Here is a 14,961-nt window from a genome sequence, read left to right on the forward strand (position 1 = left end):
GCATGCAGGTGGATGAATGGATAAAGCTTATGCTAATGTACGTTTTGCTGATTTAACCGTATTGTGTGCAAGCATGGTAATCGTCATTGGACCGACTCCGCCAGGGACTGGTGTGATATAAGAAGCTTTTTCTTTCGCTTCTTCAAAATCAACATCCCCAACAAGCTTCCCAGTATCTAAACGATTGACTCCTACATCGATGACAATTGCGCCTTCTTTGATTTGGTCAGCTTTAATAAAGTTTGCTCGACCGACGGCAACAACTAAAATGTCCGCTTTTAACGTATGTTCTGAAATATTCGCCGTTCTTGAATGGCAATAAGTAACCGTTGCATTTTCGTTTAACAGCAATTGTCCCACTGGTTTCCCGACAATATTGCTGCGCCCTACAACAACCACTTCTTTTCCAGAAAGACTGACACCCGTTTTGTTCAGTAATTCAACAATGCCTGCTGGTGTACAAGGTAAGAATGTATCTTCTCCAAGCAGCATTTTCCCGATATTTAATGGATGGAAACCATCTACATCTTTCTCAGGTGAAATACGTTCAATGACGGCTTTTTCAGAAATATGTTTTGGCAGTGGAAGTTGAACAAGAATCCCGTGGAATTGATCGTTCGCATTGTACTGATCAATCAGCTGAAGCAATTCTTCTTCTGTTAAAGAAGCATCTAAATGATCAAGCTGAAAGTGCATGCCCATTGCTTCTGCTGCTTTTTTCTTCCCGCGTACGTAAGAAAGTGAAGCCGGATCATCACCGATTAGAATAACGGCAAGACCAGGTGTGACTCCTTTTTGTTTTAGCTCTTCTACTTCTTTTGCTAATTGTTCACGCTTTTCTTTTGCTGTTTCTTTCCCATCGATGATTGTTGCTGTCATGTCGAATCCTCCTATTGCTGCTTTAGGTCGTTTTTAATGTTCGAAAGTACACCATTTACAAATTTCGGTGCTTTATCATCGCCGAATAATTTGGCGAGTTCAATCGCTTCATTCATTGAGACACTAACTGGGATGTCTTCTTGATACACCATCTCGTACACAGACAGCCTTAAAATGGCTCTGTCTACGTTTGCAATACGATCGAGTTTCCAATTCACTAGATGCTGTGAGATCATGTCATCAAGCTTGTCCTTTTGTTCAAGCACACCGAAAACCAGTTCCTCGAAAAAAGGATCTGATTCTTGTTCATCCAGCGCATGTGTAATGGCCTCTTTCGGATCAATATTGCTCACATCAATTTGAAATAATGTTTGTAGCGCCTTTTCTCTTGCAGTTCTTCTTTTCATTATTTACTCCTTTAACCACTTTATCCGCTTGTCGTTAAGCCATACAGAGATCATAACATATTTTGACCGTGGTCGCACCAAGATCCATGCGAGCTGTGACGAAAAACGAATCAATCAACGTGTGATTATCAATATTCGGAAATTACTCAAAAATGGGCTTTAAAAAACCAAAGAGGCAATGCCTCCTTGGTTTCACTTGAACCCTTTTTACATTTCTTGATCTACTTCAGCCTCAGGTGCTTTTGTATCAAATTGAATGCCAACGACATGAATGTTAATTTCATTAATTGTTAAGGCAGTCATGTTCAAAAGGGTTTGACGGATATTTTCTTGTACAGCAGTGGATACCTTTGGAATGGATAGGCCAAATTCAACCACACAATACACATCGATTGTGATGCCTTCATCAGAGACATCTACTTTTACACCTTTACGGTGATTTTTCTTACCAAAGCGTTCTGCTACATCAGCAGCGAAATTGCCGCGCATTTCGGCAATGCCTTCGACTTCTGAAGCGGCGATCCCAGCAATGACTTCAATCACTTCTGGTGCAATTTGCACTTTTCCCAATTGATCTTCATCAAGGTTCATTTCAAGCAAATTGTTTTCTGACACGATCATTCACCTCCGAAAGCTGTGATTATTTCATGATTTGGTATGTTTCTAAAAACTTCGTATTAAAGTTACCGCTCACAAATGTTTCATGCTCGAGCAATCTAAGGTGGAATGGAATCGTTGTGTAGACTCCTTCAATGACGAATTCTTGAAGCGCCCGTTTCATTTTTGCAATCGCTTCTTCTCTTGTCTTACCATATGTGATCACTTTTGCAATCATGCTGTCATAATATGGCGGAATCACATAGCCCGGATAAGCGGCAGAATCAACTCGTACACCTAAACCGCCTGGCGGAAGATACATTTTAATTTCACCAGCTGAAGGCATGAAGTTTTTCTCTGGGTTCTCTGCATTGATACGGCATTCGATCGCCCAGCCTTCATATACGACATCTTCTTGTGTAAGTGAAAGCTTCTCACCTGATGCAACCTTGATCTGTTCTTTGATCAAGTCTACACCTGTGACCATTTCTGTCACAGGATGCTCTACTTGAATACGAGTATTCATTTCCATGAAGTAGAACTTCTCTTCATTATAATCATAAATGAATTCGACTGTTCCAGCACCTGTATATTCAACAGCTTCTGCTGCTTTTACGGCTGCTTCACCCATTTGCTCACGGATGTCTGCATTTAGTGCTGGTGATGGCGTTTCTTCAAGAAGCTTTTGCATTCTTCTTTGGATCGAGCAATCACGCTCTCCTAAATGAATCGTATTGCCATGCTGATCTGCAAGCACTTGAATTTCCACATGTCTAAAGTCTTCAATGAACTTTTCTAAATAGACACCAGGGTTCCCAAAGTTTTGCGCCGCTTCCTGCTGCGTGATGGTGACTCCGTTAATAAGCTCTTCTTCTGTACGAGCCACGCGGATTCCTTTACCGCCTCCGCCTGCAGTTGCTTTAATAATCACAGGATACCCAATACTAGCTGCTGTTGAAACAGCATCATCAAGATCTTTTACAATTCCTTGAGAACCAGGGACGATCGGAACGCCTGCATTCTTCATTGTTTCTCGCGCGACATCTTTCGTTCCCATTTTGGAAATCGCTGACGCAGTTGGTCCAACAAAGATCACATTACATTCCTCGCAAAGCTCTGCAAAGTCTGCATTTTCTGCTAAAAAGCCGTATCCTGGATGGATGGCATCTGTTCCTGTTAATTTTGCTACGCTGACAATATTTGTGACATTTAAATAACTATCTTTAGAAGCAGTCGGTCCGATGCAATATGCTTCATCAGCCATTTGTACATGCAGCGCATCACGATCCGCTTCAGAAAATACCGCAACAGTTTCAATTCCAAGCTCTTTACAAGCGCGGATAATTCTAACTGCGATTTCTCCTCTGTTTGCAATTAATAGCTTTTTAATCATGATCGTACTCCTTACTCTGCTTTCACTAGAAAGAGGGGTTGTCCGAATTCTACAAGCTGACCGTTTTCAGCTAATACTTCGACGATTTCACCTTTTACTTCTGCTTCGATTTCATTAAACAGTTTCATCGCTTCCACGATACATACAACAGTGTTTTCCTTCACCTTGGAACCTGTTGTCACGTATGGATCTGCTTCTGGTGAAGAGGAAGCATAAAATGTGCCAACCATTGGGGATGTGATTTTATGCAGATTTTCAGACGCAGCTGCCTCTTGTGCAGGGGCTTCGGTCTGAGCTGGAGCTTGTGCTGTAGGAGCTTGTTGAGCTGGAGCTGCTTGGACAGGAGCCACTGGTGCTTGTGCCGCAACTTGCTGAACGACTTCTTTATTTTTCTTCAGTTTGATTTTTGCACCTTCGTTTTCGTACGTAAACTCATCGATAGTAGAGTCGTCAATTAATTTAATCAGTTCATGAATTTCTTCGATTTTTAACATGGATTTGCACCCCTATGTATGGATTTATCTTTTTATTATAGGCTAGTACTAAAAGTACATACTATAACCATCTTACAGGAGGATTTCAATGAATTCAACTACTATTGTGGCAAAGCGCCTCGCGAAAGCACCTTGGAGGGGGCGTCAAGCCGCATCAAAAAACGCCCTTTTCCGCAAAGGGCGCCAGTTCTTTTTTATTGATTAGTGGGCTCGAAAGTGACAGCTACGTTATCAAGACCTCTCATTTCTTTTGTGACCATATCAATAATATCGGCCGCTTGAGATTTTGATTTTTTATCAGAACGAACCGTGATACTCACTTTATCTCCTTCAGCACTTACGAGCGCGTCTTTATAGCCTTTTGTTTTGATCAAGGTCTCAAGCTGACGCTCAGTTCCTTCTGCTTCACTGAGCGCTGTCATTTGATCGTATGCTTCACTTTTTTCTTGGGCTGTTGCATCGTCACTGGAGACAATTTCGTTGTATTCTTCGCGCTGCTTGCTTCGTTTATCTTCAAGCTCTAGTCTGTATGTTGTAAAAAGCTCATCGTCTGTTTGCTCTGACACAGCCTTTCCTTCTTCACCGCTTGTTTCGATATCCTCTTGTTTGCCGTTTGTTTCTTTGTCAGTGGATTTCTTATCAGTACCTTTTTCCGTTCCTTTATCCGTCCCTTTTTCTGTTTCAACCTTTTTCTCTTCAGTGCCTTTTGATTTCGTATCTTCTACTGTCACTGCATTTTCACCCTGTGGAGACATGATATAGTACACACTTAATACGACAACTAAACTTAGCATCGTTAATAGCCAAACCGTTTGTTTTTTTAACATCATTCCGAATCCTCCTTAATTTTTTTAGGGGCAACAGCCACTCTATGGCTCGGTACATCAAGCACTCGTGTAACCGCTTCAATGATGGTTTTCTTTATTTGAACGTTGTCTACTCCTTGAGCAACAACGAGGACACCTCGGATTTCTGGTTTTTTCGTTTGAACAACGACTGGTGTTTCTTCATTGCCATTTTTAATGATGACGACTTCTTCTTCCTTTGTTTGATCGGTGACACTTCGCACGCCGCCTTCTTTATCTGTTTCCTCGGTCGTTGTACTTTTATTGGATTTGTTTTTTTCAAACACTTTTAAAGAAGTTGCATCTACATTGACCACGATTGATACATCCTCAACGCCGATAATGGTCTCTAAAATTTCTTTCAGCTGATTTTCGTATTCTCTCTCCACGTCCTCAATTGAATTCTTTGGTTTACCTGAGGACGCCGGTTTGAATACCTCCTGCTCTTCTGAGGATGTTTTTTTAGAAGCAGGAACCGCAGCTTGTTGTTTGCTTGATGGCGGTGACAAGATCTGACTGACTAACATGAAAGATACGCCGATAATGAATACAAGCAGCAAGTAATGGTGCTTCGTTAATTTGGGTTTCCCTTCACCTTTTTCAGGCGGCTGGAAGAATGATTTCAGCTTTTGTTTCCAGTCCTTGTTATTCATGATCTGCTGCGTCACCTCCCTCAATGTTCAGCGCGATGTGCTCAGGACTCGTATTCCAAACATCAGCAAGTGTCTCTTTCACCCTCGTGATCTCTTTGCTAGAAGATCCAGCGCTTTCCTCCTTTTGCTTGGAGAGATCAATGTCCACCTTTGCCACCGTTTCTACAGCATCACCTGTGAGCGGGGAAAGAACTGCTTTGATGCGAAATTGATCCGCCTCCATATTCTGATCCAGATGCTCCTCATCAGCCAGCACTTCTACGTGTTTCATTTCATAGCTCTCCTTCTCCAGTGGCTCCTTTGCGCTTTTTTCTAGTTGGACAGCCATTTGCTTTAAAATATATGCACGCTGAGAGGCTTGTATTTCTTTTTTTTCTAAATTCATCTGATTTTTTATTTCTTCTGACTGCGCTTCTTCCTTCCCTTTCATCAATTCTGAAAAAATTTGATCAGGATCTGCTCGAAATAAAGCAAAAATCGGATTGAGCATGACCACGATGAGCAGCAGGCTGACGACCATTTTTGCATACTTTTGCATGCTCGAATTGGGAAGCAGAAGATCAATAACAATCGCAAATAAGATAAAGAGAATAATACTTGTGATCCATTCCGTGAGAAAACTCAAAAGGTGTCCCCTCCTTACTTCATCATCATGGTCAGGTTACCCGCAGTGATGATGACGGTAATGCTTAAAAAGAACATGAGCGACACAACAGCAAGTGCGGCAAATATATACAGCACACTTTTTGAAATGACATCAAGACAGCTGATGATGGGTCCGCCTCCTAACGGCTGAAGGATGGCAGCAGCAAGCTTATAGATAAGGGCTAACGAAAGTACTTTAATCGCCGGGAAAGCGGCAATTGAAATCAAAATGGCAACCCCAACTAGTCCGACTGTATTTTTGAGTAAAACAGAGGCGCTGATCACGGTATCGGTCGCATCTGTAAACATTCTGCCTAGGACAGGGATGAAGTTTCCGGTAATGAATTTGGCTGTACGAAGAGCGATTCCATCCGTAACGGCCGCAGATGCACCCTGAACGGAAATGACGCCGAGAAAAACGGTTAAAAAAACGGCAAGCCCGCCAATTGCCACATTTCTTAACAGCTGGGCAAGCTGGGTGACCTTGTATTGTTCGGTCAGCGTACTGATAATGCTCAATATTGCAGATAAAAAGATGAGCGGGAGAACGACATACTGAATGAAAACACCGCTCGTGTTCATTAAAAATAAAATAACGGGATGAAAGAATCCGGCTGAGACAAGCCCGCCTGATGAAGCAATAAGCGCTAGTAAAAGAGGAATAAGAGCAAGAATAAAACTGGTCATCGTTTGAATGGCTTCTGTGGCATAAGAAATCGCCACATGAAAGCTGTTAAGTGCAATAATAATCAGCACCATATAAACAAGAGCATATGCGACTTTGCTGACGGTGCTTTGTTCAAAGGCATTTTGTAAAAGCTGCAAAAGCGAACAAAAGATGGTGAGTAAAATCAGAGTACCTAGGAGCTTTCCGTTTGCAATAACCTCGTGAAATAAGTAATGTACAAAGGCTTTCAGCCATGTTTGGGGAGACAGCTCTTTATCGCCGTCAATCATTTCCTTCACTGTGCCCTTTTGGCTCTCTGGCAAAAAGCCGCCATACTCGTCCAAAATGGTTTCCCAAAAGTCACTGATGGAATGAAGCTCAAGTGCATCAGCCTGTCCATTCGCCACTTCCTGTGCTGCTGGCTGTTCATTAGATAAAGATTCTTTTTCTTCTGCCCCTGCATGCGGAGCAATCAGCCAAAAGAAAAGCATCAATCCCATTACAGCGGTCACCTGTTTCATTGTCATCACCTCTTTTCATTTACGTCATGGACGGGATCATTCCTAAGATCGTCTCAATGATGACTGTTAAAATTGGGACTGCCATCACCAAGATGAGAATCTTGCCGCCTAGCTCTATTTTGGATGCAATGGCGCCTTGTCCAGCATCCTTCGTCAGCTGAGCGCCAAATTCCGCAATATAGGCAATGCCAATGATCTTCAATATGGTTTCAACATACTTCATATTGACGCCGGCACTTGCTGCAATTTTTTCAATCATCGAGATAATGGCATAGATTTGATCAATTAAATAAAGAAAAATGACACATCCGGTAAACACAACAAGCATAAAGGCGAAGGTTGGCTTTTGTTCTTTGACGATTAATGCTAAAAAAGTAGCGATTAAACCAAGTCCAACAATTTGTATGATTTCGATTTGTAAGCCCTCCCCTATCCTTGAAATAGAAATACGGCTTTAATCTTTTTAAACAAATCGTCTACAATGGTTGCCACCATAAACAAAATGTAGATAAACCCAAGCAGCGTCACCCACTGAGCGTACTCTTTCTTCCCCATTTGGTCTAAAATCGTATGGAGAAAGGCCACGACGATGCCTACTCCGGCAATTTGAAAAATGACGTTTACATCAACGCCCATGCTCTCGACTCCCTTCCTCTCACATCAATAAAAGAATCAGTAGTAATCCGCTTAAAAATCCGAGGCTTCTGACCATTTTTTCATTTTTCGCTTGGGCGATTTCAGCTTCTTTCTCCTCTGATTCCAAATGACCTAAAGCAAGCCTGATATACTTTTGCTGAGAAGTGACATCATGCTGGCCAAGTGTTTCTCCAAAGTGTTTCAGCGCCTCATATTCGCCTTTTTTCAATACGGTTTTTTTCCAAACATCCTCAAGACTTTCGTTCCATGCATGACGTGCAGAAAAGGTCCCCACTTTCAGCTTTTCTGCAAATTGTTCAAACAGCTGATTCACAGGTGGACCTACCTGCGCTGCAATTTGCTCTGCCGCCCGTGCTAAAGGGGTTTGACCATACATAATTTCAGCTTCAAGAGACTGGAGAGCAAACCGCAGCTGCCGAATTTGTTTAGGTCTGTCGCTATATCGTTTGGCAAACTCGAATCCTCCCCATGTCGTGGCCGCGACAATGAAAATAGCGCCAATGAGCTTTAACATACGTCCACTCCCCGCCTCCATTTCATCTCTTGGCCGTCCCCGCCGTACATCCGCCCGATCGTGCCAGGCCCATTGTTTCGATTTAATTCAACATATCGTTCAAACACACGAAGCTCCCATAACGGTTTAAATGAAGGTCGTTTATATACATCTTCAAGTGAATAGCCATGAGCTGAGACGATGATGCTGACTCCGGCATGAATCGCTTCTAAAAGTGCCTCTACATCCTCACTTTTTCCGATTTCATCGACAATCATGACCTCTGGGCTCATAGACCGAATCATCATCATCAACCCTTCAGCCTTTGGACACGCATCGAGTACATCAATCCGGTGGCCAAAATGGTGCTGCGGCACCCCTCTGATACATCCAGCGATTTCAGAACGCTCATCAATAATGCCTGTTTTTCTAGGAGGAATGGTTTTTGTGCCTGTACTAGCAAGACGTGCTATATCCCGGAGCAATGTGGTTTTTCCCGTTTGCGGGGGACCGATGATGAGTGTATTGTGCCAGTGCTCTTCATATAAATAAGGAAGAAAAGGAAGCGCAATTCCGATTTTTTCTTTGGCAATGCGGATATTAAATGAAGAGATATCTCTTAACCCTTTGACGAATCCGTTTTCAACGATCACCTTTCCTGCAAGTCCCACCCGGTGTCCGCCAGATATGGTGATATAGCCCTGTTTTAGCTCTTCCTCAAGTGTGTACATGCTGTAATTGCTCAGCCTGCCTAATAGCTGAGACGCATCTTCCCAGGTGGTGTGATAAGAAAGGAAACGTGGTTTTCCTTCCTGCATCAATTCGATAGGACGATCCGTGCGAATGCGGATTTCTTCTATTTGCGCCCATTCTGCCTCTTTCAGCAGCCTGAGTTCTTGTCCAATCGAGTGCGGGAGAATATCCAACAAACTCCGCAACGAATTCCCCTCCTTTTTTTCTTCTCTAAAATGTATGATGTGAGCCGTTAATTATGCCAAGCCGTTTCACTTATAGATCCCAACAAGAATAAACACGACACCAATGAAAATGAACACGAGCTTTGCATAGGATAGCTGCCCGGCAATTTGATAGATTCCAATCGTCATCGTGATAATAAAAATGAGCGGCCCGATGATTGCCAATATACTATTGATGACTACCGCTTTCCGTACATCATTTGTGATTAAAATAAGGATGGCTGCAGTCAGTTCAATGGCGGCGGATAAGAATCTCATGCCTGCCATTGCAGCGACTGACGGGTGTAGACCTGGGAGAAATTGTTTCATATAGAACCTCCAGCTTTTTTTACACTATATGCTTGACCAGCTGGAAGTAGTCTTGTTTTTCAGGAAGGAAGAGAGATGAATGAGAGAATTGAGAGTAGGCCTGCCTTGAGGAATCATTCTTCCAATAAAAAAAGACTGTAAACACGAGGTTTACAGTCTTTTTTCGTTCATTACGCTCTTGAAACGTATGAGCCGTCTGATGTATTAATCACTAGTTTATCTCCTTGGTTCACAAAGAAAGGAACGTTGACGATTAAACCAGTTTCAGTTTTTGCAGGTTTTGAGCCGCCTGATGTTGTGTCACCTTTAATACCAGGCTCTGTTTCTACTACTTCTAGTTCTACTGTGTTTGGAAGTTCTACTCCAAGTGTTTCAGCACCGTACATCACGATTTGAACAGACATATTTTCAAGCAAATATTTCAGCTCATCTTTAATTTGTGCTTCACTTAGTTCAAGCTGTTCATAAGAACTTGTATCCATGAAGACGTGCTGATCGCCATTTGCATACAAGTATTGCATTGTTTTTGTTTCGATTTGTGCTTTCGCTACTTTTTCGCCTGCGCGGAATGTTTTTTCTTGAATGGCACCTGTACGCAGGTTACGCAGTTTCGAACGAACAAACGCTGCGCCTTTTCCTGGTTTTACGTGCTGAAAATCCACTACTCTCCAAATACCGCCGTCCACTTCAATTGTCAGGCCAGTACGAAAATCGTTTACTGAAATCATTTTGTCATCCTCCTACATTTCACCATCATAATATGATAAGTTCTTTCGGTGAGTGGGTCAATCGTTTATTGCCGTCAGCTGTCAGGACAATATCATCCTCAATTCTCACGCCGCCGACATCTGGCAAGTAAATCCCCGGCTCAACTGTGACGACCATTCCCTCTTCTAAGACGACCTCTGATCGTGAGGAAAGGCCTGGCGCTTCATGTACTTCCATACCTAGCCCGTGCCCGGTTGAATGCCCGAAGTATTGACCATAGCCATACTTTTCAATGATGTCTCGTGTGATGCGATCAGCTTCTTTTCCTGTTAAGCCTGGCTTGATTCTATCCACACCAATGTTTTCTGCTTCTAATACGATATGATAAATTTCCTTTAGCTTGTCGCTTGGTGTTCCGACTGCAATCGTTCTTGTCATATCAGAACAATAGCCTTTATAGTAAGCACCGAAATCGAGTGTCACTAAATCACCAGATTCAATCACCTTTTCACTCGCTCTTCCGTGAGGCAGGCTTGAACGAACACCTGAGGCCACTATCATATCGAATGAAGATCCTTCAGCACCTTCTTTTCTCATGAAAAATTCAAGCTCGTTCATGACAGCAATTTCCGTCAGGCCCGGCTTGATGTAAGTGAGAATATGATCAAAGGCGTGATCTGCAATCTTCGCAGCTTCCTCTAATATCTTAATCTCTTCACTAGACTTAATCAAGCGCAACTTTTCAACTGATTCAGAGACTGGAACAAGCTCTATACCGCCTGCTTTGGCTGCGTACTGCTGGTACGTGGCAAATGTCATATGGTTTTGTTCAAACCCAAGGCGTTTCACTCCAAATTCCTTTGCCGTTTGAGCAGCCGTTTCCACAATGTTTCCTTTATGTTCAATGATGTCATAGCCTTTGACTTGATCCTTCGCTTGCTCTGTATAGCGGAAGTCCGTGATAAAAGCTGCCCGGTCCTTTGAAACGACAGCAAGACCGGCTGATCCGGTAAAGCTGGTCATATATTGTAAATTAAAACTGCTTGTAATGACAAGGCCATCGATCTCTAATTCACTTAAAAGTGTTCTTAGTTTTTCAAGTTTCATGATACTGCTCCCCCTTCACTGACTAAATAACGAATCGCCAATTTATACCCTTCTAAGCCAAGCCCAACGATTTGCCCTTGGCATACTGGAGCAAGTACAGAATGATGGCGGAATTCCTCTCTCTTATGAACATTTGAGATATGTACTTCAATGACTGATAAAGAAATACTTGCAATGGCATCTCTCAGCGCATAGCTGTAGTGGGTAAATGCACCCGGGTTAAACACGACACCATCGTACTGATCTTCTGCTTCATGGAGCGCATCAATCAAATCCCCTTCGTGATTTGATTGAAAGAACGTTAATTGGATGTTTGCTCGTTCTGCAAACTGGAACAAATCCGTCTCTAAATCTGTCAGCGTCTTACTTCCATAAACAGCAGGCTCTCTTTTGCCAAGCCTATTTAAATTGGGTCCATTTAGTACAAGAAAATGAGGCATATGACCACTCCTTCACCCTAATTCAATCTATATCGAGATCTGTTTCTTTTTCCTTAGAAACCTTTCGTTTCCAAAAATATTTTATCATATGAATAGGTGATTTACACTTTATTCTGTCTTTTTCCCGAGTGCCCTCGCAAGCTTCTGACTCGTCAATTCATTATATTCAAACGAAATGCTGTACCCGACAAACATGCCGTATAAAATATATAGGCAAAATGTCGTGACAATGGTGCTTTGCTGCAACTCTTGTACTTGCTTTACATCTGGGAAAATGGGATTAAATACGTAAAAAACGAGCAGCCATAAAAGCCCGCCATATACTAAACCCATCCAAAAGCCTTTGATCCTTTTTAAAAGCCCAAAATAAATAAAGGCGGCTCCAATCGATAAAATTCCTAACAGCACAATACTGATAAAAGTACCAAGTCCTCCCTTTTTCCATTCTCCAAGCACAAATGGCTGAAGCAGCATATTGGGACTCACCTCTGAAAAATGAAACACATGGGTCAGAAACCCGATAAAGCCCCAAAAAACACCGCCGACAAAGCCTGTAGCAGCCGCTCTTGCCACAAGTGATGTCGTTTGCACGGACTGATTTTTTTCTTCTTGGTTTTTCTTTTCATCACGTTTCATTTGTGAACACCTCCAGCAAGTAGTATGTCCAAAATGTCATGAAAAAAAAGGATTTCCATGCGTGAGTGTAAAATTTTTAAAACAGGGTATACTGGCTAAAAAGAGGTAGATAGAATTCTAGTAGATAATCGACCTGTGAGCTAGTGATTTCCCCTCATTTCCTGTACAATAAAGGTATAAGGAAATGCATGTAAATTACAGGAAACAGGCAGGTTGATGAAATATGTCCAATCAAACAAAACCTCCAGCTTATGGAGGGCAGGCAGTTGTCGAAGGTGTCATGTTCGGTGGTAAGAAGAACTATGTGACAGCGATTCGGCGAAAGGACCAGTCCATTGAGTTTTTGAAGCTTCCCCGGACCTCCAATAAACGAACCGCCTTTCTCAAGAAAATCCCCTTTGTCAGGGGTGTTGCTGCACTTGTTGAAGCAAGCGCAAACGGCAGTAAGCACTTAAACTTCTCCAGTGAGCGATATGACTTAGATCCTTCTGAAGATCATACTCTTGAAAAAGAACAAAAAGGCTCGAAATTATCCATGATCTTCGGCATTGCTGTGATCGGAGTTCTCTCTCTACTCTTTAGTAAATTTGTCTTTACCCTGGTACCTGTCTTTTTAGCAGAGCTTGTGCGCCCCATCTTTTCAGGGAATTTCGCACAAATCGCAGTGGAAACATTCTTCAAATTGATCCTTTTATTAGGCTATATTTACTTTATTTCCATGACCCCTTTAATTAAAAGAGTATTTCAATATCATGGGGCAGAACATAAAGTCATAAACTGCTATGAACAGAACCTTGACATCACAGTGGAAAATGTCCAAAAGCAATCCCGCCTGCATTATCGATGCGGCAGCAGCTTTATTTTATTCACTGTCATTGTCGGGATGTTCGTCTATTTACTCGTACCGACAGATCCTTTATGGGTGAGAGTTCTGAACCGCTTGGCACTTATTCCGGTTGTTCTGGGCATTTCATTTGAAGTGCTTCAGCTCACGAACAAACTCCGAGAAGTGCCTGTGCTTAAAGTGCTTGGCTATCCTGGCCTTTGGCTGCAATTGCTCACAACAAAAGAACCTTCTGACGATCAAGTCGAGGTAGCCATTGCAAGTTTTAATGAACTTCTTCGTTTAGAGGAAGCGTCACTGAAACAAGCGTCAGATTCTGCTCATCAAGTGATCTAACTTATAAATCCGGTAAATTCCTTCGGAGGTGGACAGTTATGAATCGCCGAGTACATCCTGCTTTTACCATTATTTTCGCTTTAGGTGTTTTGGGGTTTGTGTACTTACTCACAACGAACCCAGGCAGACTTTTTACCATGCTGCTGTCTGTTGTGATCGTTGGAGCGGCTCTATTTTTCCTATTTAGATGGCTGATGAATCGAAGAACTGGAACAGAGGGAAATCTTTATCGTAAAGCAGTCAAACAATCAAAACGTCGCTACCAGCAGCCTAAACCAAAAACGAAAAGCCAGATGAAAAATCGGGTCACTCATCTGCGAAGCGTGCCGACTGACCACAAGTCTAAGCCCGTCCTTCTCAAAAAGAAAAGCCAAACACATTTGACTGTGATTGAAGGCAAGAAAAACAAAAAGAAGAATCGCGCCTTATTTTAAAATGTCCAGCTTTTTAAAAATTGCTCGGCCTTCTGTCTGCCTAGATCGACGAGCGCCTTTTTCTTTTCTGTCATGAGTTGAAAATCAGTGGCAATGACGTGTTCTACAGGAATAAAAATAATATGACGTTCGTGTTTTGTGGCGATATGTCTTTCGTCATGAGCACCACGCATCGTTTCAAAAAGAGCGCCAAACAGTTCAAACGCATTGCGGATGGAGTGTTGAGGGCGTTCTTTTTCGTTTGGCGTTAATGTGACACCGACGAACGGTCTTTTTTTCTCTTCAGCAAACAGCCATATTGGAAAATTGCTCAGCACTCCTCCATCTACAATGGTACAAATGCCTTTTGATGACTTCAGTTTGACAGGTTCGAAAAAATACGGCAGGCTGCAGCTCATTCGAATGGCCCTCGCAACGGAAAACCGCTCTGGATTTAAGCCGTATGAAGGAAGGTCGTCTGGCAGCACAAGGATTTTTCCATTCGTTAAATCGGACGCAACGATTTTCAGCGAATCTTTTTTGAGGTCTCCAAACACGGTGACCCCTTTTCGTTTTAGCACATCGGTCAGCCATTTTTCCAGCCGGTCTCCTTTATAAAGACCGAGACGCCAGTAAATGGATACCCACCTGAGCATTTTAAACGGGATGAATTGACATCTCCTATCAAGCAATTGATGCTCATCCATTTCGTCTAAAAGCGTGCGAATTTCCTGGCTTGTAAAACCTGCTGCGATGAGTGAAGCAATGATTGCTCCAGCACTTGTACCAGCAAGACGGACAAATTGAAATCCTCTCGCTTCAAGCGCTTCATAGGCACCTGCAAGCGCTGCCCCCTTAATGCCTCCACCTGAGAACACACCATCTATCTTCATCAAGGAGCCCCCTTTGATTTCACGCTAATAATAGTGTAGGAGCTTTT

Annotated in this window: 21 protein-coding genes; 2 read left to right on the forward strand and 19 right to left on the reverse strand. The window is 42.6% G+C overall.

What is annotated here, in order from left to right; genetic code table 11:
• Nucleotides 1-27: 27 nt before the first annotated feature.
• The 18 genes from folD to MHB66_RS11520 form a co-directional block, all read right to left on the reverse strand.
• Entirely contained in the window at nt 28-879 is an 852-nt protein-coding gene (folD, locus tag MHB66_RS11435; RefSeq protein ID WP_024422943.1) for a bifunctional methylenetetrahydrofolate dehydrogenase/methenyltetrahydrofolate cyclohydrolase FolD, read from the reverse strand.
• An 11-nt stretch (nt 880-890) separates the two neighbouring features.
• Complete coding sequence (gene nusB / locus MHB66_RS11440) at nt 891-1,286, reverse strand: transcription antitermination factor NusB (protein ID WP_012010530.1); 396 nt, start codon at nt 1,284-1,286, stop codon at nt 891-893.
• A 207-nt stretch (nt 1,287-1,493) separates the two neighbouring features.
• The gene (locus MHB66_RS11445) at nt 1,494-1,901 is read right to left on the reverse strand and encodes an Asp23/Gls24 family envelope stress response protein (protein ID WP_034280262.1); all 408 of its coding nucleotides are present in this window, start codon (nt 1,899-1,901) and stop codon (nt 1,494-1,496) included.
• 25 nt (nt 1,902-1,926) lie between these two features.
• Nucleotides 1,927-3,276 carry an acetyl-CoA carboxylase biotin carboxylase subunit gene (gene accC, locus MHB66_RS11450; RefSeq protein ID WP_024422945.1) on the reverse strand — a complete coding sequence of 450 codons (1,350 nt, stop codon included), beginning with the start codon at nt 3,274-3,276 and terminating at the stop codon, nt 1,927-1,929.
• An 11-nt stretch (nt 3,277-3,287) separates the two neighbouring features.
• Nucleotides 3,288-3,770 carry an acetyl-CoA carboxylase biotin carboxyl carrier protein gene (accB, locus tag MHB66_RS11455; protein ID WP_034280261.1) on the reverse strand — a complete coding sequence of 161 codons (483 nt, stop codon included), beginning with the start codon at nt 3,768-3,770 and terminating at the stop codon, nt 3,288-3,290.
• 194 nt (nt 3,771-3,964) lie between these two features.
• The gene (locus MHB66_RS11460) at nt 3,965-4,597 is read right to left on the reverse strand and encodes a SpoIIIAH-like family protein (RefSeq protein ID WP_046312295.1); all 633 of its coding nucleotides are present in this window, start codon (nt 4,595-4,597) and stop codon (nt 3,965-3,967) included.
• On the reverse strand, nt 4,597-5,268 hold the full coding sequence (spoIIIAG, locus tag MHB66_RS11465) for a stage III sporulation protein AG (RefSeq protein WP_034280258.1): 672 nt from the start codon (nt 5,266-5,268) through the stop codon (nt 4,597-4,599). The genes MHB66_RS11460 and spoIIIAG overlap by 1 nt, the downstream gene beginning before the upstream one ends.
• Nucleotides 5,261-5,893, reverse strand: coding sequence for a stage III sporulation protein AF (gene spoIIIAF, locus MHB66_RS11470; RefSeq protein WP_034280256.1), 633 nt, complete (start codon nt 5,891-5,893; stop codon nt 5,261-5,263). The genes spoIIIAG and spoIIIAF overlap by 8 nt, the downstream gene beginning before the upstream one ends.
• Nucleotides 5,894-5,907: 14 nt before the next feature.
• Nucleotides 5,908-7,101, reverse strand: a complete 1,194-nt coding sequence (gene spoIIIAE / locus MHB66_RS11475; RefSeq protein ID WP_041117953.1) for a stage III sporulation protein AE — start codon at nt 7,099-7,101, stop codon at nt 5,908-5,910.
• A gap of 19 nt (nt 7,102-7,120) precedes the next feature.
• Entirely contained in the window at nt 7,121-7,534 is a 414-nt protein-coding gene (gene spoIIIAD, locus MHB66_RS11480; RefSeq protein WP_087978339.1) for a stage III sporulation protein AD, read from the reverse strand.
• A complete protein-coding gene (gene spoIIIAC / locus MHB66_RS11485) occupies nt 7,531-7,737 on the reverse strand; it encodes a stage III sporulation protein AC (protein WP_003153142.1) in 207 nt (68 codons plus the stop codon). The genes spoIIIAD and spoIIIAC overlap by 4 nt, the downstream gene beginning before the upstream one ends.
• A gap of 19 nt (nt 7,738-7,756) precedes the next feature.
• Nucleotides 7,757-8,272, reverse strand: a complete 516-nt coding sequence (spoIIIAB, locus tag MHB66_RS11490; protein ID WP_046311733.1) for a stage III sporulation protein SpoIIIAB — start codon at nt 8,270-8,272, stop codon at nt 7,757-7,759.
• Entirely contained in the window at nt 8,266-9,189 is a 924-nt protein-coding gene (spoIIIAA, locus tag MHB66_RS11495; RefSeq protein ID WP_046311735.1) for a stage III sporulation protein AA, read from the reverse strand. Before spoIIIAA ends, spoIIIAB begins: the two co-directional genes overlap by 7 nt.
• A 66-nt stretch (nt 9,190-9,255) precedes the next feature.
• The gene (locus MHB66_RS11500; RefSeq protein WP_024422953.1) at nt 9,256-9,537 is read right to left on the reverse strand and encodes a YqhV family protein; all 282 of its coding nucleotides are present in this window, start codon (nt 9,535-9,537) and stop codon (nt 9,256-9,258) included.
• Nucleotides 9,538-9,707: 170 nt separating this feature from the next.
• A complete protein-coding gene (gene efp / locus MHB66_RS11505; protein ID WP_024422954.1) occupies nt 9,708-10,265 on the reverse strand; it encodes an elongation factor P in 558 nt (185 codons plus the stop codon).
• Between the two features lie 25 nt (nt 10,266-10,290).
• On the reverse strand, nt 10,291-11,352 hold the full coding sequence (locus MHB66_RS11510; RefSeq protein ID WP_046311737.1) for a Xaa-Pro peptidase family protein: 1,062 nt from the start codon (nt 11,350-11,352) through the stop codon (nt 10,291-10,293).
• Nucleotides 11,349-11,792, reverse strand: a complete 444-nt coding sequence (gene aroQ, locus MHB66_RS11515; RefSeq protein WP_034280247.1) for a type II 3-dehydroquinate dehydratase — start codon at nt 11,790-11,792, stop codon at nt 11,349-11,351. The genes MHB66_RS11510 and aroQ overlap by 4 nt, the downstream gene beginning before the upstream one ends.
• A 108-nt stretch (nt 11,793-11,900) precedes the next feature.
• The gene (locus MHB66_RS11520) at nt 11,901-12,428 is read right to left on the reverse strand and encodes a YqhR family membrane protein (protein ID WP_034280245.1); all 528 of its coding nucleotides are present in this window, start codon (nt 12,426-12,428) and stop codon (nt 11,901-11,903) included.
• 223 nt (nt 12,429-12,651) lie between these two features.
• Between MHB66_RS11520 and MHB66_RS11525 the strand changes: the two genes are divergently transcribed.
• Both MHB66_RS11525 and MHB66_RS11530 read left to right on the forward strand, forming a co-directional pair.
• Nucleotides 12,652-13,608, forward strand: a complete 957-nt coding sequence (locus tag MHB66_RS11525) for a DUF1385 domain-containing protein (protein WP_041117957.1) — start codon at nt 12,652-12,654, stop codon at nt 13,606-13,608.
• Between the two features lie 38 nt (nt 13,609-13,646).
• Nucleotides 13,647-14,042: an SA1362 family protein gene (locus MHB66_RS11530; protein ID WP_034280242.1), complete on the forward strand. Its 396-nt coding sequence runs from the start codon at nt 13,647-13,649 to the stop codon at nt 14,040-14,042.
• Here MHB66_RS11530 and MHB66_RS11535 read toward each other — a convergent pair.
• A complete protein-coding gene (locus tag MHB66_RS11535) occupies nt 14,039-14,914 on the reverse strand; it encodes a patatin-like phospholipase family protein (RefSeq protein WP_024422960.1) in 876 nt (291 codons plus the stop codon). The two genes, MHB66_RS11530 and MHB66_RS11535, sit on opposite strands and share 4 nt — an antisense overlap.
• Between the last annotated feature and the right edge of the window lie 47 nt (nt 14,915-14,961).

Origin of the sequence: Bacillus sp. FSL L8-0167 (assembly GCF_038630295.1) — a bacterium.
GTDB lineage: Bacteria > Bacillota > Bacilli > Bacillales > Bacillaceae > Bacillus > Bacillus safensis.

Bases quoted from the DNA above. Each gene is read 5' to 3' on its own strand.
- folD (WP_024422943.1), bottom strand. From the start codon at position 879: ATGACAGCAACAATCATCGATGGGAAAGAAACAGCAAAAGAAAAGCGT.
- nusB (WP_012010530.1), bottom strand. From the start codon at position 1,286: ATGAAAAGAAGAACTGCAAGAGAAAAGGCGCTACAAACATTATTTCAA.
- accC (WP_024422945.1), bottom strand. From the start codon at position 3,276: ATGATTAAAAAGCTATTAATTGCAAACAGAGGAGAAATCGCAGTTAGA.
- accB (WP_034280261.1), bottom strand. From the start codon at position 3,770: ATGTTAAAAATCGAAGAAATTCATGAACTGATTAAATTAATTGACGAC.
- MHB66_RS11460 (WP_046312295.1), bottom strand. From the start codon at position 4,597: ATGTTAAAAAAACAAACGGTTTGGCTATTAACGATGCTAAGTTTAGTT.
- spoIIIAG (WP_034280258.1), bottom strand. From the start codon at position 5,268: ATGAATAACAAGGACTGGAAACAAAAGCTGAAATCATTCTTCCAGCCG.
- spoIIIAE (WP_041117953.1), bottom strand. From the start codon at position 7,101: ATGAAACAGGTGACCGCTGTAATGGGATTGATGCTTTTCTTTTGGCTG.
- spoIIIAC (WP_003153142.1), bottom strand. From the start codon at position 7,737: ATGGGCGTTGATGTAAACGTCATTTTTCAAATTGCCGGAGTAGGCATC.
- spoIIIAB (WP_046311733.1), bottom strand. From the start codon at position 8,272: ATGTTAAAGCTCATTGGCGCTATTTTCATTGTCGCGGCCACGACATGG.
- MHB66_RS11500 (WP_024422953.1), bottom strand. From the start codon at position 9,537: ATGAAACAATTTCTCCCAGGTCTACACCCGTCAGTCGCTGCAATGGCA.
- efp (WP_024422954.1), bottom strand. From the start codon at position 10,265: ATGATTTCAGTAAACGATTTTCGTACTGGCCTGACAATTGAAGTGGAC.
- MHB66_RS11510 (WP_046311737.1), bottom strand. From the start codon at position 11,352: ATGAAACTTGAAAAACTAAGAACACTTTTAAGTGAATTAGAGATCGAT.
- aroQ (WP_034280247.1), bottom strand. From the start codon at position 11,792: ATGCCTCATTTTCTTGTACTAAATGGACCCAATTTAAATAGGCTTGGC.
- MHB66_RS11520 (WP_034280245.1), bottom strand. From the start codon at position 12,428: ATGAAACGTGATGAAAAGAAAAACCAAGAAGAAAAAAATCAGTCCGTG.
- MHB66_RS11525 (WP_041117957.1), top strand. From the start codon at position 12,652: ATGTCCAATCAAACAAAACCTCCAGCTTATGGAGGGCAGGCAGTTGTC.
- MHB66_RS11530 (WP_034280242.1), top strand. From the start codon at position 13,647: ATGAATCGCCGAGTACATCCTGCTTTTACCATTATTTTCGCTTTAGGT.
- MHB66_RS11535 (WP_024422960.1), bottom strand. From the start codon at position 14,914: ATGAAGATAGATGGTGTGTTCTCAGGTGGAGGCATTAAGGGGGCAGCG.